This window comes from Mesorhizobium sp. L-8-3 (assembly GCF_016756615.1).
Taxonomy (GTDB): Bacteria; Pseudomonadota; Alphaproteobacteria; order Rhizobiales; family Rhizobiaceae.
In genome coordinates this window covers 3,768,855-3,787,546 of the sequence record NZ_AP023262.1, presented here as the reverse complement: position 1 = coordinate 3,787,546, position 18,692 = coordinate 3,768,855, and the positions used below count along the sequence as shown (strand labels likewise).

17 protein-coding genes are annotated in these 18,692 nt (G+C 61.9%); 6 read left to right on the top strand and 11 right to left on the bottom strand.

Translation table 11 applies throughout. The features are described from left to right. Positions 1–20 precede the first annotated feature (20 nt). Both JN302_RS17710 and JN302_RS17705 read right to left on the bottom strand, forming a co-directional pair. Positions 21–413 carry a RidA family protein gene (locus JN302_RS17710; protein WP_202313800.1) on the bottom strand — a complete coding sequence of 131 codons (393 nt, stop codon included), beginning with the start codon at positions 411–413 and terminating at the stop codon, positions 21–23. Positions 414–433: 20 nt separating this feature from the next. Continuing rightward, positions 434–841 (bottom strand): lysozyme inhibitor LprI family protein, encoded by a 408-nt coding sequence (locus JN302_RS17705; RefSeq protein ID WP_202313798.1) that lies wholly within the window; start codon positions 839–841, stop codon positions 434–436. A gap of 105 nt (positions 842–946) precedes the next feature. Here JN302_RS17705 and JN302_RS17700 point away from each other — a divergent pair, with 105 nt between their 5' ends. Further along, positions 947–1,303 (top strand): hypothetical protein, encoded by a 357-nt coding sequence (locus tag JN302_RS17700; RefSeq protein WP_202313796.1) that lies wholly within the window; start codon positions 947–949, stop codon positions 1,301–1,303. Between the two features lie 36 nt (positions 1,304–1,339). On the opposite strand, the gene JN302_RS17695 is transcribed toward JN302_RS17700, so the two are convergent. From JN302_RS17695 to JN302_RS17685, 3 genes are all read right to left on the bottom strand, one after another. Beyond that, entirely contained in the window at positions 1,340–2,101 is a 762-nt protein-coding gene (locus tag JN302_RS17695) for a lytic transglycosylase domain-containing protein (RefSeq protein WP_202313794.1), read from the bottom strand. 278 nt (positions 2,102–2,379) lie between these two features. Further along, positions 2,380–2,676, bottom strand: a complete 297-nt coding sequence (locus JN302_RS17690) for a hypothetical protein (protein ID WP_202313792.1) — start codon at positions 2,674–2,676, stop codon at positions 2,380–2,382. Between the two features lie 155 nt (positions 2,677–2,831). Further along, positions 2,832–3,152 carry a hypothetical protein gene (locus JN302_RS17685; RefSeq protein ID WP_202313791.1) on the bottom strand — a complete coding sequence of 107 codons (321 nt, stop codon included), beginning with the start codon at positions 3,150–3,152 and terminating at the stop codon, positions 2,832–2,834. Positions 3,153–3,584: 432 nt separating this feature from the next. On the opposite strand from JN302_RS17685, the gene JN302_RS17680 reads away from it, so the two are divergent. Continuing rightward, entirely contained in the window at positions 3,585–3,797 is a 213-nt protein-coding gene (locus tag JN302_RS17680; RefSeq protein ID WP_202313790.1) for a cold-shock protein, read from the top strand. 366 nt (positions 3,798–4,163) lie between these two features. On the opposite strand, the gene JN302_RS17675 is transcribed toward JN302_RS17680, so the two are convergent. From JN302_RS17675 to JN302_RS17655, 5 genes are all read right to left on the bottom strand, one after another. Then, complete coding sequence (locus JN302_RS17675) at positions 4,164–4,775, bottom strand: glutathione S-transferase family protein (protein ID WP_202313789.1); 612 nt, start codon at positions 4,773–4,775, stop codon at positions 4,164–4,166. 75 nt (positions 4,776–4,850) lie between these two features. Beyond that, positions 4,851–5,732: an EAL domain-containing protein gene (locus JN302_RS17670; protein WP_202313788.1), complete on the bottom strand. Its 882-nt coding sequence runs from the start codon at positions 5,730–5,732 to the stop codon at positions 4,851–4,853. Between the two features lie 607 nt (positions 5,733–6,339). After that, complete coding sequence (locus JN302_RS17665; protein ID WP_202333918.1) at positions 6,340–8,199, bottom strand: calcium-binding protein; 1,860 nt, start codon at positions 8,197–8,199, stop codon at positions 6,340–6,342. 121 nt (positions 8,200–8,320) lie between these two features. Next, positions 8,321–8,665, bottom strand: a complete 345-nt coding sequence (locus JN302_RS17660) for a hypothetical protein (RefSeq protein ID WP_202313785.1) — start codon at positions 8,663–8,665, stop codon at positions 8,321–8,323. A gap of 187 nt (positions 8,666–8,852) precedes the next feature. Next, positions 8,853–9,893 (bottom strand): helix-turn-helix transcriptional regulator, encoded by a 1,041-nt coding sequence (locus JN302_RS17655; protein ID WP_202333917.1) that lies wholly within the window; start codon positions 9,891–9,893, stop codon positions 8,853–8,855. A gap of 450 nt (positions 9,894–10,343) precedes the next feature. On the opposite strand from JN302_RS17655, the gene JN302_RS17650 reads away from it, so the two are divergent. The 4 genes from JN302_RS17650 to msrP all read left to right on the top strand — a co-directional run bounded on the left by JN302_RS17650 (position 10,344) and on the right by msrP (position 16,365). Next, positions 10,344–11,546 (top strand): pyridoxal phosphate-dependent aminotransferase, encoded by a 1,203-nt coding sequence (locus tag JN302_RS17650; RefSeq protein WP_202333916.1) that lies wholly within the window; start codon positions 10,344–10,346, stop codon positions 11,544–11,546. A gap of 128 nt (positions 11,547–11,674) precedes the next feature. Continuing rightward, complete coding sequence (locus JN302_RS17645; protein WP_202333915.1) at positions 11,675–12,997, top strand: alpha/beta hydrolase family protein; 1,323 nt, start codon at positions 11,675–11,677, stop codon at positions 12,995–12,997. Positions 12,998–13,227: 230 nt separating this feature from the next. Continuing rightward, the gene (locus JN302_RS17640) at positions 13,228–15,276 is read left to right on the top strand and encodes an elongation factor G (RefSeq protein WP_202333914.1); all 2,049 of its coding nucleotides are present in this window, start codon (positions 13,228–13,230) and stop codon (positions 15,274–15,276) included. 117 nt (positions 15,277–15,393) lie between these two features. After that, the gene (msrP, locus tag JN302_RS17635) at positions 15,394–16,365 is read left to right on the top strand and encodes a protein-methionine-sulfoxide reductase catalytic subunit MsrP (protein ID WP_202313777.1); all 972 of its coding nucleotides are present in this window, start codon (positions 15,394–15,396) and stop codon (positions 16,363–16,365) included. Between the two features lie 1,419 nt (positions 16,366–17,784). On the opposite strand, the gene JN302_RS17630 is transcribed toward msrP, so the two are convergent. Continuing rightward, entirely contained in the window at positions 17,785–18,681 is an 897-nt protein-coding gene (locus JN302_RS17630; RefSeq protein WP_202313776.1) for a LysR family transcriptional regulator, read from the bottom strand. Positions 18,682–18,692 lie beyond the last annotated feature (11 nt).

Sequence of the window (18,692 nt, the reverse complement as noted above, 5' to 3'; positions counted from 1 at the left end):
CGGCTGGTTACGAACAGCGCTTAAGTTACCGCCATGCACTCGATCTCCAGATCGAACTCCATCGGCCATGATGCCACCGGGACGAAGGTCCGTGCCGGCGGGTTTTCCGGGAAGTGCTTCGCATAGACGCGGTTGATGGCTCCATAGAAGCCGGCATTGGCGGCATAGATGCGAACCATGAGCACATTGTCGGGCGAGGTGCCGGCCGCGGCCAGGCAGTGCTTCAGTGCGATCAGCGATGCTTCTGTCTGGGCTTCGATGTCGCCCCGGACCAGCTTGCCGGTGGTGATGTCGAGCGGCGGAATTCCCGACACGAACACCAGCCCCGCCCCTTTCGTCACCAGCGACAGCGGCACCCCCATGGCACGGACGGCAGCCGAGAGCACCGGCACCTCGACGATTTCCTTTTTCATGGTGTTTGCCTCCCTTGCCGCTATTCGGCCGCCGGCACAGGGCAGCTCATGTCGCCCTCCTCGCAGGCGAGATAGGCTCTCAGCTGTTCGATGCGATCGTTGGTCAGCGTCGTCTTGCAGTTGGCGAAGACAAGGGGAAAGATGCTGCCTTGCGCCGCGCCCGATGTCTGGAAGGTGCATTCCGCGTCTCGGAATAGGATCCAGGCGCGCTGGGTCTCGACGAGCAGCCTCTTTGTGTCGGCGTCCTTGCCGAGCCGTCTCTGGATATCCCTGAAATCCGCATTGAGTTCGCGGTCCGCGGCTTCGAACACCTTCGCCGCGCACCGGTTGAGCTCCATCTGGCTGGAACTGTCGTTGCATTCCTGCGCCAGCGCCGTTCCCGACAGGAACGGAGCGGCCACCACTATCGAGGCGAGGGAAAGCCGCATCGTCTTCTCCCGTTTCGCGACTGGAGTCGCTCGGGGAACGAGCATAATGTTTCAGGTTGTGGAGCGGCAAGCCGGTAGCGAACAGTAAGCCCCGGACTGGAGACCATGAGCGAAGACGTCACATCAGGCCATGACGAGGAGATCGACCTGCGATGCCCGCAAGTGGTCGCGGACAACGCCGCCAGAGGGCTGGAACTGCGTGCACGGTTCAGGCGCGGTGGGACCGGAATCGGCGTGGCGCGGGCCGAGGAACTGAAGCGCCGCGCGAAGCTCTCGCCATCGACGATCCGGCGGATGGTCAGCTTCTTCGCCCGTCACGAGGTCGACAAGCGCGCGAAGAACTTCGGCAATGAGGACAATCCCTCGGCCGGCTATGTCGCCTGGCTGATGTGGGGCGGAGACGAAGGCCGCGCATGGGCGGTGGAATTGAAGAAAAGGATCGGCAACGCGCCTGATGTCTGACCGGTCGATGCTCGCTGGAACTGATCGGTCGCAGGCTCAGATCCTGCGCCGGCGGCGGTCGGTGCCGAGGCCGGTTTCGTCGAGCAGTCCCTTCCGTTTGGCGTCGTAATAGTAGCCGCGGGCATAATAGCGCACCGCGAGGTCGTGGTTGCCGTCTGCCACGAGGAACGCGCCGCGCAGATATTTGACCGCATATTTGAGATTGGTTTCGGCATCGAGCAGGCCGCGCGCCGTGCCCTGATAGCCCATGCCGCGGGCCGTGGCGTGCTTGATCTGCATCAGCCCCCAATGGCCGTTGTTGTGGGCTCCGGGGAAGAAATTGCTTTCGCGCTTCACGACGCGGCGGACGAGTTCCACCGGCACCTCGTAGAGCGCGGCATATTGCAGGATCAGTTGGTCGACCTCGCCGCGTCCTGGACCGGGCCCGTCTTCCGTCACAGTCTCCACCAACGAGGCGGTGACGACGGGCGCTGGGGCCGAGGCAGCCGCCGCTGCAGCAGGCGCCGCCGCCACAGCCGGAGCGGGGGCAATCGGGCTAGCCGCAGCGAGTGCGCTGGCCGAGGGTGTGGAGCCCGCATAGGATGCCGTCGCCACGGCCGGTTCGGCCAACGCCGACGTCTCGCCGGTCGCCGCCGCCAGTGCCGTAAGGGCGCTTCCGTCGGACAGAGACGGGATCACCTCGACCGTCTCGGGCAAAGCCAGATTGAAGGTCGAAGCGGTGTCGATGTTGCTCGACGTGGTGCAGCCCGAGACCAGCGCCGGCCCCAGCAGGAGCCCCGCCAAAAGCAGTCCCGGCATCTTTCGCTGCATCGATTGCAAGAGGCGTCTATCCCCGGTTGAGCCCGTCCGTTGAAGCATGTCTCCCGAAAGTGGGAACCGGTTTCGGGACAAAGACATGCGCAAGAACAAACAGCTAAAGCGCGTAAAGCGAATTTGAAAGATCGCGACGCGCTTTAGCTGTGCTTTAACCGACGCTGCCCGTTTCGGCAATCGGGCCCGACGCTCTTTCGCGACCGCAGGATGTTACCGCATCCGACCCCGGATTGGATCGCTGCTTCAGACGACGATCCGACCGCTCACCTGATATGGCTCATCTCATAGCATTTCAGTATCTGGCAGGCCCTGGTGTCGCTGGTCGGAACAAAGGCCGCCTTGGGGACTTCGGTCCCTTCGCAATAGCCGCCATGGTAGACATAGCGGTCATAAAGCGGCGGTCCGCCGGCGCGTCCGTAGCGCAATATGGCCGCGCCATCCTGCCGCAACACCGCCCGGACTTCCGCGCAGCTCATGGTCAGCGTGTTGTAGCGCGAGATCGCCCACGCATCGAACGACAATGTCGACAATGCCAGTGCCAGAACGATCGTCCCCCGCATCTCCACCTCCATCTCTCTGCCCGGCCATAGCCTGCCTCACATGACAGAACGCGTCGCATTTCCGCTTTCGTCCCCGCACGATCGACTTCGCCGTTCAACTCCGCGTGAGCGCTCGTTGGCCGGGAATGCACGCCGGACGTGCTGATGTCTACGGTTCACCGCCGCCATGGATAAAAGTCGTCATAGTCGATGTCCTTGCAAGAGAGCACCGGGCAGGAACGACTGTCACTGGCGGGAACCCAGGCTGCGGCCGCATATTCGTTGAAATCGCAATAGCCGTCATGGGCGACGTAGCGGTCATAGAGCGGCAGGCTGGGGTTGCGCGCGGAACGGTAGCGCAGGATCACCGCACCTTCGCTGCGCACGACAGCCTGGATGCGCGCGCAGGTCATGCTCTGCGAGTTGTAACGCGAGATGGCGTGCGCCGGCACGGAAGCCATGCAGAGCGCGAGCGCCAATGAAACGGTTGCCTTCATCTTACTCTCCGACGGCGACGGACCGGGAAACTAGCACAAACGGCTGCGCCGAGCGATCGTCATGGTTGCGCCAGGGCCACCATCCGCGCGTCGACCCTCTCTCGAACCGGGCCCGCTTCAGGCCCGACATGCGGATGGACGACTTCGCCGTAGAACGAACCGATGCTCCGGAATCTTCCCGTCGGTACGATTTCGATCGACCTCGCGGACAATCTCATCCCCGTCGAAAACAATCCGAAACAATCTTTGTCCGGCAACGGGGGCTTGCCGTGAGCGACAGACGCCACTATATGGGACGTGTTGATATTTCGGCCGATCGATATAGGACCGCGATCTCCTCGCGTTTGCTGACGTCAATCTCCAAAATCTCGATACACCCGGTCAGGCATTTTGCCGGACCACTACCACGTAGCAAACGACAGGAAGACAAAGATGGCAACCGGAACGGTCAAGTGGTTCAACAGCACCAAGGGTTTCGGCTTCATTCAGCCAGACAATGGCGGCCCGGACGTTTTCGTCCATATCTCGGCCGTGCAGCGCGCCGGCATGACTGACCTCGCCGAAGGCCAGAAGATCAATTTCGAGATCGAGCAGGACCGCCGCACCGGCAAGTCCGCTGCTGGATCTCTCAGCAAGGCAGGCTGATCCTCGCGGCGCGCTTTCGGCGAGGGCCGGAAGCGCGCGGCAAGTCACGGATGTACTGGCGGCCGCGCGTCGAGCGCGCCGGAACAGACGAGAGACCAGGGCCAAGACAGCGGATTGCTGCGGCCGGGTCACTCCGGTTCCGGGATCAGGCTACCGAGCGGAAGGCGGGCATTGTCCCGCCTTTTTTGATTCCCGAGGTCTTGATCGTCGGGGCGTTTCATCGAGCACGCGACGAAACTCCGCGCCAGGCTTGTGTCTCCCAAGAGCGATGCGCCCTGGAACCGATATGCGATCGAAGCGTGCCGGCGCAGCTGCTTCTCCAGTTCCCCGAACCGATATCGCCTTCCACCCGATGGTTCCGGATGATCAGGGCAGCCAGTCGATCGTCACATGGCCGGGGTCCGCCCGCACCCGATCGAGCCAGGCGCCGACCGAAGGATAGGCCGACAGATCGAAGCCGCCCTTCCCCGCCTCATGCGTATAGGCATAAAGCGCGATATCGGCGACGCTCATCGCATCGCCCGCGAAGAAGCTGTTTTCGGCGAGGTGTTTTTCCATCACGCCAAGGGCCCGGTTGCCGCGTTCCAGCGTCAGCGCCAGGCGTTCGGGCGTCGCGTCCCGGGCACGCTCGGGAAACGTTATCAGCGCCTTGCGAACTGCGATATAGGGCTCGTGGCTGTACTGTTCGAAGAACAGCCACTGATAGGCGAGCCCCCGGTCATAAGGGTCCTGCGGCAGCAGGCGGCTTCCCTCGGCGAGATAGAGCAGGATCGCGTTGGATTCGGCCAGCAGCCTCCCGTCTTCGAGTTCGAGCAGCGGCACCATGCCGTTGGGGTTCTTGGCGAGATAGTCGGCGGTCCTGGTACTGCCGTCGCGCGAACTCACCGCCACGTGCCGGAAGGGCTGGCCGAGTTTGGCCATCAGCAAACGCGGCTTGTAGCAGTTGCCGCTCTCCACCATGCCGTAGATCGTCTTCATGGCCGTCCCTCCGGTTGCCGAGGCACTATCGCCTTCGGCGGCGCGGCGATCCAACGATTAGTTTTTCGAGATCTATCAACGCCGCTTATGCTTGTTGTTCTTGCCGAACAGCGGGACCACCTTGCCCGATGTCCTCAGCAGCTTCTCGATCAGGAGCGGCGTCTCGTCGAAGGTCGAGCCGGCGAGCGCCGGCGTCGAAAGCAGCGGTCCCTGCAAGAGATCCGCGCCGCCATCCAGCGCAATGCGCAACTGCGCCGGCGTCTCGATGCCGCTGACGAGCACCTGCGAACCCAGTTGCCGGAAAGTCGCGGCGATCGGCCCGAAGAGGCGCACCGTGCCTTCGTCCTCGCACAGGCGATGGAACCACGCCTCGTCGATCGTCACGATATCGGGTTTCACGAGGCCGATGCGCTCGAGTGTGGCATGGCCCGAGCCGAAATCTCCGACGGCAATACGCAGGCCGGCCCGCCGCAGGCCCGTGGCGAGATCAAGCAGCGCCTCCCGGTCGAGCCAGACGGCGTCGTTGATCTCGCAGATGAGGCGGGCCGGATCGAGATCGATCTCTTCGAGCCGGCCGGGAAGCAGAGCCATCGGTCCCGGCCACCGGTCGACGTCGCCGTCGGGGATCGGATCGGAGGTGAACAGGAGGTCCATCTCCGGCAGGCCGATATTGCGATGGTTGCGCAGCGAAAGCGTGCGCCCCAGGCGGTCGACGAAGGATCGGTCGGCCCTTGAGACGTCGGCCATGAAGGACGGCCATTCGGCACGCTCCCCTTCGAGGAAGGCGATCTGCGTTCCCTCGACGGCCACCGGGCGAAGATGGGCGGCGTCCCGTCTGAAGATAGGCTGGTAGGCGCATTTCAGGCGGTAGTCGCCCATCACGCCGAACTCGATGCCGATCTCGTCCGTGACAATGGCATCGTTGACGCTGACGGGGCGGGAGGCCTGGGCGTTCATGGCCTGGCCCTCCTCCGCTCGACCGTCCGGATGACACGTGCATCGCCGGCGGTCTTCTTCTGTCGGGTATGGGCAGGCCCGTTGCTGTACGACACTACTTTCAACTCCGGGCAAGGTCAGGCTACCCGGACAGAAATACAGAGGTCATTTTGACCCGCCGTTAAGTAGATACTTCAAATGCGATACAACTGCTTTTTATGCGAGCGGCCCTGAGATCGGCTGCCGAAGCACGCGACCGCATAGTCCCGTTCCGGCGATCGGGCCGCACGGATGGATGCCTGTAGCATCAGAGAAAAATGGGCACCGCTTTCGAATCCGGTGCTCGACAGACCGCTAAAGTGCAGTACTACCAATTCCGTCGATGCTGCCGCTCTGTCTATGAAGGGGAAACTGGGTTCGTCATTACCCGTTCCTTCGGAGCGTCTACCGACTTGGGCAGCCCATTTGACGACAGGCCACCCGACACACGCTGTCAATTCATGGCAACTCAGATGAAATACCGTTCGGCGCACAGGGGGAATTTCGCCGTCGGCTGGCATATTGGCAGCCGTCCACGGGCGATGCGCCTGCAACGGAAGAGGGGTGCGGACCCTTTGCTTCCCGGCCCTCAAATCACCTGGAAATCGGCATTGGTGAGTGTCAGGTTCGGCGCAAGCGTCGCGAAATTGATCGCGCCTCCCGAAGCACTGCCGTTGCTGTCGTAGAACAGTTTGCCGGTGTCGGTCTCGAAGATGATGCGGTCATTGGCATCCATCGCGAGCCCGGTCGTATTCTTCACGAAAGCGCTTGCGGCGAGCGTGCCGGCGGCCAACCCCTTGAAGACGGCGTTCTCCAGCACGATCGTGTCCCGCGGCACCGAGAAGTCGGTGATGCGGTCGACATTGGCGGCCGAGAGCGCGGTATCGAAGCGGAAGCTGTCATTGCCGGTCCCGCCGGTCAGCACGTCCCTGCCGAGGCCGCCATTGAGCGTGTTGTTGCCCGCATTGCCGACGATGGTGTTGGCAAGGCCGTTGCCGGTGCCGTTGATGTTGGCGGTTCCCAGCAAGGTCAGCTTCTCGATCGTGGCATAGTTGGCGAGGCTGCGCGAAATGGTCGAGGTGATGGCGTCGAGCGTGCCGCCAATGTCGACGACGACATCGGCACCGTTGGCGAGCACGTAGGTGTCGTTGCCGTCTCCACCATCCAGCCTGTCGTTGCCGGAGCCACCATCGAGCACGTCGTCGCCGGAGCCGCCATTGAGCGTGTCATTGCCGCCATGCCCGAACAGCACATCCGTGCCGCCGTTGCCCGACACTATATTGGCGCCGTTGTTGCCGCTGATCGTCTGGTCGAATTCGTTCCCGGTGAGCCGGATCGCCGCAACAGCCGTCAATAGGGAAGTGGCGAGCCTCTCGATGCTCTGACCGGCAGCGAGCGCGTAGCTGGCAGACGCCAGCACCGTGTCGGCACCTTGGCCCGCGGTCTCGAACACTTTGTCTGCGGCATGGTCGACACGGAAGACATCGCTGCCGACCCCACCATGCATCTGATCGATCCCTGTGCCCCCGATCAGCGTATCGTCGCCGGCATAGCCGTAGAGCACATCGTTGCCGCCATTGCCGTTGAGAATGTTGCGGCCGTTGTTGCCGACGATTTTCTGGCCTAGCTCGTTGCCGGCAAGGTTGATCGCGCCGGTGGCGCCCAAATTGGTTGTGGCGATGGTCTCGACATGCTGCCCCGCCGCCAGCGTATGGCTGACCGAGCAGTAGGCCGTGTCGTTGCCCTGTCCCGCGGCTTCGAACACCTTGTCTGCGGCGTTGTCGACATAGATCCGGTCGTCACCCAAGCCGCCGGACATCTGGTCGGCGCCATAGCCGCCGACGATCAGATCGGCTCCATCTCCGCCGTAGAGCAGGTCGTAGCCGATCTCTCCGCTGATGATGTCGTTGCCGTTGTCGCCGTGGATGATGTCGTTTCCATCTCCACCTGTGATTCTATCGTTCCCATCTCCAGCATGGAACGCGGTTCGTGAAACCCACCGCACCAACGAATAGCTTGAATAATCGGGCAGTCGAACTACGTCGTTCCCATTCCCACTATCGTATACGTTTTCTCCAGCATCGGCCGCCTTCTTTTGCATTTCGGACGGATTGTCCAAATTTACGATATTGTCGAAGTATGAGAAAATTCTGGGTTTTAACATCACTCGATAATTGCCGTCGGGATCTGAATTATCCTCCAAGGGAATGTCATTTTGTCTTATTGTAACGCTAAGGCCCGCATCGAGGGTCATTCGATGATAGACGTCTCGACCCATCCTGAAAAGAAAGCTCCCGTATTGTAGAGACGAATTGTGAGATGAATCTGGATAGCCAATACCAGCAACGAACGCACCGAAGACGCCTATGTAGATGACATCATTGGTGACATAACCATAATTTGCCAAATTTATAGTGTAAGATGATCCTTTTGGATTGATCGGTATCATTTAAATCCCCCACAAACACTCATTCAATAAGGATTCCGATGCACAACTCAATCGCGCAAGAGGTTATTGAGCTACCGAAAAATTGACTTTCAATAGCACACAATACGAATTCACATTCTTGCTAGCGACGCTTGAGGATCGCAGTAGAGCTGGCGTTGTTACCTTGCCATTTGTAGGAGACAGTCCCGTCGTCGCGTGGGCGCAGCGTAACACGCGCACCCTCGGCGTGCTGAATCATCACTTTGGTTGAAGTCACCGACGATGATTTGATGTTTGCCGCGGAGCCGTTGGATGTCCAGCTTACCACTTTGCCGTTTGAAATCTTGATCACGGTCGTCCGACCATTGGCGGCCTTGCCACTCCAGGTTCCGTCCCACGAAAAGCCTGTGGCGAAAGCTTGTGATGCAAAGGAAGCGGACGCAAGAACCACCATGCAGGCGGCCAACATATCGCGGCGATTGGGCATTCTGGTACTCCCCCGGAGCTGAGTTCGAACAGGAGGCGCCATCGGGCCACCTCCAACTCGACGAATAGTTCCGCGCGCGAGAACGTCTTCACCAATTTGGGTGACCGGGAGCGAATTGGACGCCGCTTGATCGCCATTCAGGATGGGAGGCGAGCACGAATGAGTCCGACGGCTTCTGCGCCAGGCCTCAAGACCTCGCCTTCATCCGATGGATCAACCCAATCGGAGGAATTGTCGCAATGGCTGCGACGAAGTCGGTTTGCCGGTTCATCCCCGACTTTGCCAATATCGCCTTCACGTGGCTGCGGACAGTCTCGGGGCTCAATGACAAGTGAAGCGCGGTGCCGGCGACGTCGCTGCCGGCCGCGAGCGAGCGGGCCACCCGCGCCTCCGCCGGGGAAAGGTCGAAAAGACCTTGGATCGTTTCGGCAGACGGCACCTGCTTTCGGTCGACCGGTGTGATGATCAGGAAAGAGGCTGCTCGCACGAAGATATCGCGTGCATCCCCTTTGACGGGCACGAGATGCACCACAGCCGCGGGTGCGCCCTCCCTTTGCGGGAGGGGAAATGAACGGCTGGCAGTTGCCGTTGAAATCGGAGAAAGGCGCAATTGCGCGAGCGCATTGGTCAGGAATGCGTTGGCCGGCGCGTATGCAAAGCGCAAATGATCGAAGGCCGCCACGGAAACCTGTGGTGCAAGCCCCTCGAGAAGCGCATTGCTTGCAATCACCTTGCCGTCGTTCGTCAGCACGGCAGATGGCAGGCCGGTCATCTGTAGGGCTTCTACGGCTGCGTTGATGCGCTCGAACTCCAGCCGGCTCGACAACAGTGCGGCTCGGGCGAGGTGAGGACGCAGCAGGTCGAGGAATTCGATTCCTTGCCGACTGACGGGCCCGCTGTCGCGTTTCTTTTCGACGGAGAAGACAAGATTGTCGCCACTCGGAACGTGAATGGCGGTTGCTGCCCCGAAGCCGTAGCCGCATGGCTGCATGAGGTCCGTATAGATGGGAAACCGGTTGTATTCCTCCTCGGTGAACTGGTCGGCCTCGTTCAGGAAGCCATGATGCTGCGCGGACAGCAGCCGCTCGGCGCGTGGGTTCCGGCTGGTCCAATCCTCGGCGAGGATGCGCTCGATCATGTCCATTATGCCCTGGGACGCCCGCCACCGCGTCGAAGCCGCGCGCGAATTGAACAAGACGGTGCCTTCGGCGCCGATCGACCGCGCCATGTCATGCAGCACCGAGTCCCAGATATTCGGCAGGAAGGCGGCTTCGTAAATGCTGTCGATCAAAGCGGCAGGAGATGCAAAAGACATGATTGGCAAAAATCCGGCGTGAATAGCGCAACAAATTCAATGCCAAAAAGGCATAGGAAGCAAGCCACGCAAATCAATGCCCGCTGTCCCCCGGTCCGGGCGTTTTCGCAGCAGCGCGCATCATGCATTCATGGGGGTCGAACGGACTGCAAACGGCGGCGTGATGAAGCCATCGCGCGAATTCATGGATCCGCCCTTGCGGTTTGCCGGCCTATCGGACAATAGAGCGCGGTTGCGTCCTCCTGGATGCACAAAGGACGCTCTCACGTCGACGCATCGCGCTTTCCGAGCATCGAATTGATCTCGGGCCGATGCGGTAGATGCCCGCCGATCAGCGGCTATGCCTATTGGAGACAGACTGCCATGGCCTTCCTTGCCGATGCCCTTTCCCGCGTTAAGCCTTCCGCGACGATCGCGGTCACCCAGAAGGCGCGCGAGATGAAAGCGAAAGGCCGCGACGTCATCAGCCTTGGCGCCGGCGAGCCCGATTTCGATACGCCCGACAATGTGAAGGAAGCCGCGATCGCCGCCATCAAGCGGGGCGAGACCAAGTATCCGCCGGTTTCCGGCATCGTGCCGTTGCGCGAGGCCATCGCGCAGAAGTTCAAGCGCGAGAACAATCTCGACTACCGGCCGGAGCAGACCATCGTCGGCACCGGCGGCAAGCAGATCCTGTTCAACGCCTTCATGGCGACCCTCAACCCCGGCGACGAGGTGGTCGTGCCGACCCCCTACTGGGTGAGCTATCCCGAGATGGTGGCGCTGTGCGGCGGCACCGCCGTTTTCGCCGAGACGACGATCGACAACGGCTTCAAGCTGAAGCCCGAAGCGCTCGAGAAGGCGATCACCCCGCGCACCAAATGGCTTGTGATGAACTCGCCCTCGAACCCATCGGGCGCGGCCTACACCGCCGAAGAGCTGAAGGCGATCGCCGACGTGCTGTTGAAGCATCCGCATGTCTGGATCCTGACCGACGACATGTATGAGCACCTCATTTATGGCGACTTCGTATTCAAGACGATCGCCGAGGTCGAACCGGCGCTCTACGAGCGCACGCTCACCATGAACGGCGTGTCCAAGGCCTATGCCATGACCGGCTGGCGCATCGGCTATGCCGCCGGACCGGTCGCGCTGATCAAGGCGATGGACATGATCCAGGGCCAGCAGACGTCGGGCGCCTGCACCATCGCGCAGTGGGCTTCGGTGGAAGCGCTCAACGGCCCCCAGGACTTCGTCAGGAAAAACAAGGCGATCTTCCAGGGTCGCCGCGACCTCGTCGTGTCGATGCTCAACCAGGCGCGCGGCATTTCCTGCCCCTCGCCCGAAGGCGCCTTCTACGTCTACCCGTCCTGCGCCGGCCTGATCGGCAAGAAGACGCCTGCTGGCAAAGTCATCGCCAATGACGAGACTTTCGTCGGCGAGTTGCTCGAAGCCGAAGGCGTGGCGGTCGTCCATGGCTCGGCCTTCGGCCTTGGGCCTAACTTCCGCATCTCCTACGCGACCTCGGAAGCCCTGCTCGAAGAGGCCTGCAACCGCATCCAGCGTTTCACGGCTTCGCTGTCGTAAGGTTCATCAACGCCGGCGTTTCCCTCCTGCCTGACGATTTGGGAAACGCCGGCAGCGTCACGGCATTTTCTTCTTCCTCGCCTATTCGTTCGGTCTCGAGCATCGGAAACGCAACCAGGGGATACAAGATGAAGACGCTCTTTGCGGCAGTAGCCGCTACCTTTCTCGGAGTTCAGGGCACCGGCGCGATGGCCCAAGACAATCGCATCGATCTCGTCCGGCCCGATGCACCGGAGCTTGCCGCCTTCGGCCCGGAAGACATCGGCGTGCGAACGATTGAAATCGTCAATCCAGGCCAGGTAGATATTCTCAAGGTGGAGGCCGGAAAACCCCTGCCCCGCTACGATCGCAAGCTGACCCTAGAAGTCTGGTATCCGGCCGACGTTCCCGACGGCACCGCGGCGAGCGACTATACGGATGTCCTCCTGCGTGACGGCAAGACGAAGGTGACTTTGCACGGGAGGGCGCTTCGCGACGCCGAGCCGAAAAAGGGCAGCGCCTATCCGCTGGTCATCATGTCCCACGGCTATCCCGGCAACCGCTTCCTGCTTTCCCATCTCGGCGAGAATCTGGCTAGCAAAGGCTACGTGGTGGCCTCCATCGACCATGCCGAATCCACCTATGACGACCAGCAGAAATTCGGATCGACGCTGGTCAACCGGCCGCTCGACCAGAAATCCGTGCTGGAGGAGATGGCGCGGCTGTCGACGGAAGGCGGGCATTTCCTTTCAGGCCTTGTCGATACGTCGAAGACCGCGGTCATCGGCTATTCCATGGGAGGCTACGGCGCCGTGATCACGGCAGGCGGTGGCGTCACCAAGGCCGCCACCGATTTCACATGGGGCGCGCCGGAAGATACGCTTGAAATTCATCTTGCCGGCTCGGAGAGCCACGAACAGCTGATCGATCCTCGCATCAAGGCCGTTGTTGCCTTCGCGCCCTGGGGGATGGAGCGCGGCTTCTGGGACGAGGCCGGGCTCGCCGGCGTGCGCAAGCCGATCTTCTTCGTTGCTGGAAGCGTCGACGACGTGTCGGGCTACGAGAACGGCGTGAAGACGATCTTCGAGCAGAGCGTCAATGCCGACCGCTATCTGCTGACCTTCGAGAACGCCAACCACAATGCCGCAGCACCGATTCCGGCTCCGGCCGAATCCTGGAGCAAGGTCGACACGCTCGATTTCGTCCCGTTCGACCATTACGCAGATCCGGTCTGGGATACGGCGCGGATGAACAACATCGCACAGCATTTCGTGACCGCCTTCCTCGGCAAGGAGCTGAAAGGCGATGCCGGCATGTCGCCTTACCTCTCGCTCGTGGAGAACGCCGACGACGGTGTCTGGGCGGCCAACGAGGATGGTTCCTTCAAACCGGAACACACCTACTGGAAAGGCTTCCAGAAGCGCACGGCCAAGGGCCTGAGCCTGATGCACGAGGATGCTGCCGCCAAGTGACGGTCGCCGCCGGCCTCGCCGGCAGCGATCCTCGTCATGAGAGCATGTCGAAGCTTGCTGTGGCGGCCTGACGGCAGATCAGTTTCATGGCCGTCGAATTGCGGCCTTGCCCTTGGCCGAAAGGCATGTGACGATGACCATGACAGCGGCATGACAGCCCAGTCGCGCGACGGCCGGAGGAGGCCGGCCGCCGCCTCAACGACAACGTCACGAGGAGGAGGCAGCTCACCATGGGAAATCGCGCCGGAGGACGACTGTCGGGACCGAAATGCATCGCCATTGTCGGTCCCTTCGCCAGCGGAAAGACCTCTCTTCTTGAAGCCATCCTGGCGCGCACGGGAGCGATCCCGCGCCAGGCGGCCGTTTCGTCCGGCACCACCGTCGGCGACTATTCTCCCGAGGCCCGGGCCCACGTCATGAGCGTCGAGGCGACGGTCGCCACGACGGAATTCATGGGCGACAGCCTCACCTTCATCGATTGCCCGGGCTCGATCGAATTCTCCTTCGAGGCCGAACCCGTGCTGGCCGCCTGCGACCTGGCCGTGGTCGTGGCCGAGGCCGACGAGAAGAAGATCCCCGCCCTGCAGCTCATCCTGCGCAAGCTCGACGAACTCGGCGTGCCGCGGCTCCTCTTCCTCAACAAGGTCGACAGGACCGAGGCCGGCGTGCGCGACACGCTGAAGCTCTTGCAGCCGGCGAGCACGACGCGGCTGCTGCTGCGGCAGATCCCGTTGCGCAAGGACGGCATCATAATCGGTTCGATCGATCTCGCGCTGGAGCGTGCCTACATCTACCGCGAATATGCCGAGAGCGAGGTGACCGACATACCGAGCGACGAGAAGGCGCGCGAGATCGAAGCACGCTTCTCGATGCTGGAGACGCTGGCCGACCATGACGACCAGTTGATGGAGAACCTGCTCGAAGAGATCGAACCGCCCCGTGACCAGGTCTTCGACGACCTCTCGGCCGACCTGCGCGACGGCTCGGTGACGCCTGTGCTGATCGGCACGGCCGAGAAAGGCAACGGTGTCCTGCGTCTGCTCAAAGCCATCCGGCACGATGCGCCCGATATCGAGGCGACCCGGCAGCGATTGGGGGCGCCCGCCGACAGCACGGTCATCCAGGTCATGAAGACCATCCACACTCCCCATGGCGGCAAGCTCTCGGTTTCGCGTATCCTTTCCGGCTCGGTCGCCGACGGCGCCGAGCTCTGGCTGTCGGACGGCCGGACGGCCAAGGTGTCCGGCATCTACAGGATGTTCGGCAAGGATCAGACCAAACTGGCCTCTGCCAAGGCCGGCGACACCGTCGCCCTCGGCAAGCTCGACGACGTCAAGACGGGCCAGACGCTGAGTACGACCAAGGGCGGGATTCCGGCGCTGATCGAGATCGAACCGCCGCAGCCCGTCTTTGCCTTCGCGCTGCGGCCGAAGGAGCGCAAGGACGAGGTCAAGCTATCGGCGGCCATGCAGCGCCTCGGCGAGGAGGACCCGTCGCTTCGCCTTCACCACGAACAGGATTCGTCGGAGACGATCCTTTCCGGCCATGGCGAGATGCATCTGCGCGTCATCGTGGAGCGGCTGGAGGGCAAGAACCAGATCCCGGTCGAGGGCCATCCGCCTGCGGTGCCCTATCGGGAGACCATCCGCAAATCGATCACCCAGCGCGGCCGCCACAAGAAGCAGTCCGGCGGACACGGCCAGTTCGGCGACGTGGTGCTCGACATCAAGCCGCTGCCGCGCGGCGCCGGCTTCGAGTTCACCGACACGATCACCGGCGGCGTCGTGCCCAAGCAGTACATTCCATCCGTCGAGGCCGGCGTGCGCGACTATCTGAAGTCGGGTCCGCTCGGCTTTCCGGTGGTCGATGTCGCAGTGAACCTGGCGGACGGCTCCTATCACACAGTCGATTCGTCCGATATGGCGTTCCAGATGGCGGCCAAGCTCGCCATGAAGGAGGGCATGGCCGCCTGCTCGCCGGTCCTGCTCGAGCCTATCATGAAGGTAGAGATATTCACCCCCTCGGATGCCACAGCCAGGATCACCGCGCTCGTGCCGCAACGGCGCGGCCAGATACTGGGCTACGACGCGCGACCGGGCTGGCCGGGTTGGGACGTTGTGGAGGCGACCATGCCGCAATCCCAGATCGGCAACCTCATCATCGAGCTGCGATCGGCGACGGCGGGTGTGGCTACCTATGTCGCCCGTTTCGACCATATGGCCGAACTGACGGGTCGCTTGGCTGACGAGGTGATGAACTCGGGCGGAAAGGCGGCCTGAAAAAAGCTTTCCGGACCGGGAAACAAAGGAGCTGCCGCACGCGTATGTGAAGAGAGGCGAGCTTGCCCTCGCCTCTGCACGGGACCAGTGTGTGGTCCGGATATGCGAGGCTTGCAGATGGTTTTTGTTCATCGCCGCCCGTCCTGGGCGCTTCCGGAAAGACTGGCGACACCGGAGGACGCGTTCCTCAATCGCCGAGTTCTGCTCAAGGCAATGGGTTTCGGGCTGATGGCCGCGGGCGCGCTCGGTGGCGGGCTCGGCGAAAGCCTGGCCGAAGCGGCCGACCCGACGGCGGATCTCTACCCGGCAAAGAAGAACGAAGCCTACAAGCTCGACCGCAGCGTGACGCCCGAGGAGATCAACGCCAACTACAACAATTTCTACGAATTCGGCACCTACAAGGAGATCGCCCAGGAGGCCCAGTCGCTGGTGATCCGTCCCTGGGAGATCGAGATCGGCGGGTTGGTCGATGCGCCGATGACCATCGCTTTCGACGATCTCGTCCGAAAGTTCCCCTTGGAGACACGGCTCTACCGTCACCGCTGCGTGGAGGCCTGGTCGATGACGATCCCGTGGGCCGGCTTTGCGCTCAACAAGCTGGTCGCTGCCGTGAAGCCTCAGTCCGGTGCAAAATACGTCCGCTTCGAGACCTTCCTCGATCCGTCCATGGCAAGCGGCCAGAACAGCTTCCTCTATCCCTGGCCCTATGTCGAGGGCGTGACCATCGAGGAGGCTGCAAACGACCTGGCCTTCATCGTGACCGGCGCCTACGACAAGCCGCTGCTCAAGCAGTTCGGTGCGCCGATCCGGCTGGCACTGCCGTGGAAATACGGTTTCAAGTCGATCAAGTCGATCCGCAAGATCGACTTCGTCGCCGAACGGCCCGTCGGTCTCTGGGAGGCGATCCAGCCCAGCGAATATGGATTCTGGGCCAATGTGAACCCCGAGGTTCCGCACCCCCGCTGGAGCCAGGCGAACGAGCGTGTCTTGCACACGGGGGAGGTCGTGCCGACACAGATCTTCAACGGCTACGGCGCCGAGGTCGCCAACCTCTACAAGGGCATGGATCCGGCGACGCTCTATATGTGACGGGCGCTGCGCCGGCTTCCGAAGTTCACGAAGGCATCCGTCAGAACTGTCGGAGCGACCCTCGCCTGTCCCCTTTGCTCATCCCCCGTCCCCCTTGCTCATCCAATGAGCGCATGCCCTTCAGATCGAGAAAAGCGGCGCCCGGGGGGAGGTCCGGACGCCGCTTCTGCGGACCGTTCCGCGGGAGGCGGTACGGCAGGTCCGCCGCGACGGGCCGGCGCCTGAGATCGCCGGCGAAACTGAACGGACGCGGCGCTTGCCTGAGCCCGGAACGTCCCGTGATGCCCCCATCACTTGATGTCCCCACCGCGTCCTGTTCGCATTGATATGACGCTGCCAACGGATTCGTCAGGTTACCGGAGGTTACATGTGACCGTTACGCGGGCTGGAAACGTCGGGTTTTCCACCGGCGAGCGACAATTCCGACCCGATATCCGGCGGCATGGGGCCTTCTCGTACAGCCGAATGCTGCGCGATATTCCGGGTCCGCACTGTTGCTGACGACACCGATGTAACCTGCGTTACGTCCCTGGAGAACGTGCCGAGCAAGTCCGCGGAGAAGGACCTGAAAATGCTCCCGCTGCGAATAGCATCGAGGACGACGCCTGATGCGGGCTGTTTGTCGCTGCACGCGGAAACAAAAAAAAGCCGGATCACGAAGACCCGGCCAGTTTGTTGGAAGTGCCTGTTAAAGCAAAACCTCCAGAGGGGAACACTCACCGGGCGCCAATGGGAGGAGAAACGCGCCCAGGAGATGGCGCTTATATGGGCGCGACCTGCCCGGAAAACAAGCATGGAAAATGCAGGGCTGCCATGCAGGTTCCGGCCTTCGACCTCGAGCGAAGCCACGATCTCGGGATCGCGTCATCGGTCAAAGCCCCGCAGGGCACCCGGCTCGATCGAAGCGACGGTGGGAGGTCAGGCGGGAACCGAACAAGAAAAAAGCCGGATCGAAACGATCCGGCTAAGTGATGGAAGTGCCTGTTGAGGCGAAACCTCCAGAGGGGAACACTCACCGGGGCGCCAATGGGAGGAGAAACGCGCCCAGGAGATGATTGATATATGGGCGCAGCCCGCGCGAAAAACAAGCACAAGTCCGGAAAGATCTTTGTACCAACGTCGCAGCCCTGCTTCGCGCGCCGGCGGACGCACGACATAGCGCCGGGCGCCGGGCAAGGCCAGACGGATCGCAGATTGCTGGAGACAAAAAAGCCGGATCGAAATGATCCGGCTAAGTTTGATTGGAAGCGCCTGTTAAGGCAAAACCTCCAGAGGGGAACACTCGTGGGCGCTAATGGGAGGAGGAACGCGCCCAGGAGATGATTGTTATATGTGCTGCAATTGCTCAAGAAACAAGCATGGAGTTTGCAAAGCACCCATGCAAAAAGGCCAAGCCTGTGGCCCAACCCAAGGTCGAAGTCAATAAGACCAGTTGCGCGCCTTGGCGATCACGAAATCCCGAAAGACATGCAGCTTGGCCTGGTTCTTCATCGCGTCCGGATAGCAGAAATAGGTGTCGAAGGACGGCACCTCGGTTTCGGGCAGGAGTTGCACGAGACCGGCATCCTTGTCGACGACGTAGTCCGGCAGCATGGCGATGCCGGCGCCACGCTTCACCGCGCGCTTGATCGACAGGATGTCGTTGATCTGCAAAGTCGCGACACGCTTGCCGCCCTCGAAATCGCCGACCGTCTCCAGCCAGTTCAACTCGCTGAGATGGGTCGGCACCGGCACGCCGAAGGTGACGATACGGTGGTTCTTGAGATCGGCGATCGAATTCGGCTTGCCGTGCTTGTTGATGTAGGACGGCGACGCATAGAGATGAAAATGCACGGTGAACAGCCGGCGCTGAATCAGGTCCGGCTGTTGCGGCTGCCGCAGACGTATGGCGCAATCGGCCTGTCGCATGGTGAGGTCCAGTTCCTCATTGGCGAGGATGAGCTGGATCTGCATATCCGGATAATGGTCGAGGAATTCGTGCAGTCGCTCCGTCAGCCAGCCTGCGCCGAGGCCGACAGTGGTGGTGACACGCAGGATGCCGGATGGCCGGTCCTTGGCCTCGGTCAAGCGGCTCTTGATGTTCTCGAGCTTCATCAGCACATCGTGCGCCGTGCGGAACAGCATCTCCCCCTGTTCCGTCAGCACCAGGCCCCGGGCATGGCGATGGAACAGCGGCACGCCGACATCCTGCTCGAGCGCGCTCACCTGCCGCGAGATCGCGGATTGCGAGAGCTTCAGGGTTTCGGCCGCATGCGTGAAGGAGCCAGCCTCCGCCGCTGCGTGAAACACGCGTAGCTTGTCCCAGTCCAACGCCATGTGTTCCCCTT

What these genes read in the sequence shown, in the direction of transcription:
- JN302_RS17675 (WP_202313789.1), bottom strand. Translation starts at nt 4,775, where the DNA reads ATGAAGACGATCTACGGCATGGTGGAGAGCGGCAACTGCTACAAGCCG.
- JN302_RS17700 (WP_202313796.1), top strand. Translation starts at nt 947, where the DNA reads ATGAGCGAAGACGTCACATCAGGCCATGACGAGGAGATCGACCTGCGA.
- JN302_RS17630 (WP_202313776.1), bottom strand. Translation starts at nt 18,681, where the DNA reads ATGGCGTTGGACTGGGACAAGCTACGCGTGTTTCACGCAGCGGCGGAG.
- JN302_RS17685 (WP_202313791.1), bottom strand. Translation starts at nt 3,152, where the DNA reads ATGAAGGCAACCGTTTCATTGGCGCTCGCGCTCTGCATGGCTTCCGTG.
- JN302_RS17660 (WP_202313785.1), bottom strand. Translation starts at nt 8,665, where the DNA reads ATGCCCAATCGCCGCGATATGTTGGCCGCCTGCATGGTGGTTCTTGCG.
- JN302_RS17640 (WP_202333914.1), top strand. Translation starts at nt 13,228, where the DNA reads ATGGGAAATCGCGCCGGAGGACGACTGTCGGGACCGAAATGCATCGCC.
- JN302_RS17705 (WP_202313798.1), bottom strand. Translation starts at nt 841, where the DNA reads ATGCGGCTTTCCCTCGCCTCGATAGTGGTGGCCGCTCCGTTCCTGTCG.
- JN302_RS17650 (WP_202333916.1), top strand. Translation starts at nt 10,344, where the DNA reads ATGGCCTTCCTTGCCGATGCCCTTTCCCGCGTTAAGCCTTCCGCGACG.
- JN302_RS17665 (WP_202333918.1), bottom strand. Translation starts at nt 8,199, where the DNA reads ATGATACCGATCAATCCAAAAGGATCATCTTACACTATAAATTTGGCA.
- JN302_RS17655 (WP_202333917.1), bottom strand. Translation starts at nt 9,893, where the DNA reads ATGGCGCGGTCGATCGGCGCCGAAGGCACCGTCTTGTTCAATTCGCGC.
- JN302_RS17690 (WP_202313792.1), bottom strand. Translation starts at nt 2,676, where the DNA reads ATGCGGGGGACGATCGTTCTGGCACTGGCATTGTCGACATTGTCGTTC.
- JN302_RS17680 (WP_202313790.1), top strand. Translation starts at nt 3,585, where the DNA reads ATGGCAACCGGAACGGTCAAGTGGTTCAACAGCACCAAGGGTTTCGGC.
- JN302_RS17670 (WP_202313788.1), bottom strand. Translation starts at nt 5,732, where the DNA reads ATGAACGCCCAGGCCTCCCGCCCCGTCAGCGTCAACGATGCCATTGTC.
- JN302_RS17710 (WP_202313800.1), bottom strand. Translation starts at nt 413, where the DNA reads ATGAAAAAGGAAATCGTCGAGGTGCCGGTGCTCTCGGCTGCCGTCCGT.
- JN302_RS17695 (WP_202313794.1), bottom strand. Translation starts at nt 2,101, where the DNA reads ATGCCGGGACTGCTTTTGGCGGGGCTCCTGCTGGGGCCGGCGCTGGTC.
- msrP (WP_202313777.1), top strand. Translation starts at nt 15,394, where the DNA reads ATGGTTTTTGTTCATCGCCGCCCGTCCTGGGCGCTTCCGGAAAGACTG.
- JN302_RS17645 (WP_202333915.1), top strand. Translation starts at nt 11,675, where the DNA reads ATGAAGACGCTCTTTGCGGCAGTAGCCGCTACCTTTCTCGGAGTTCAG.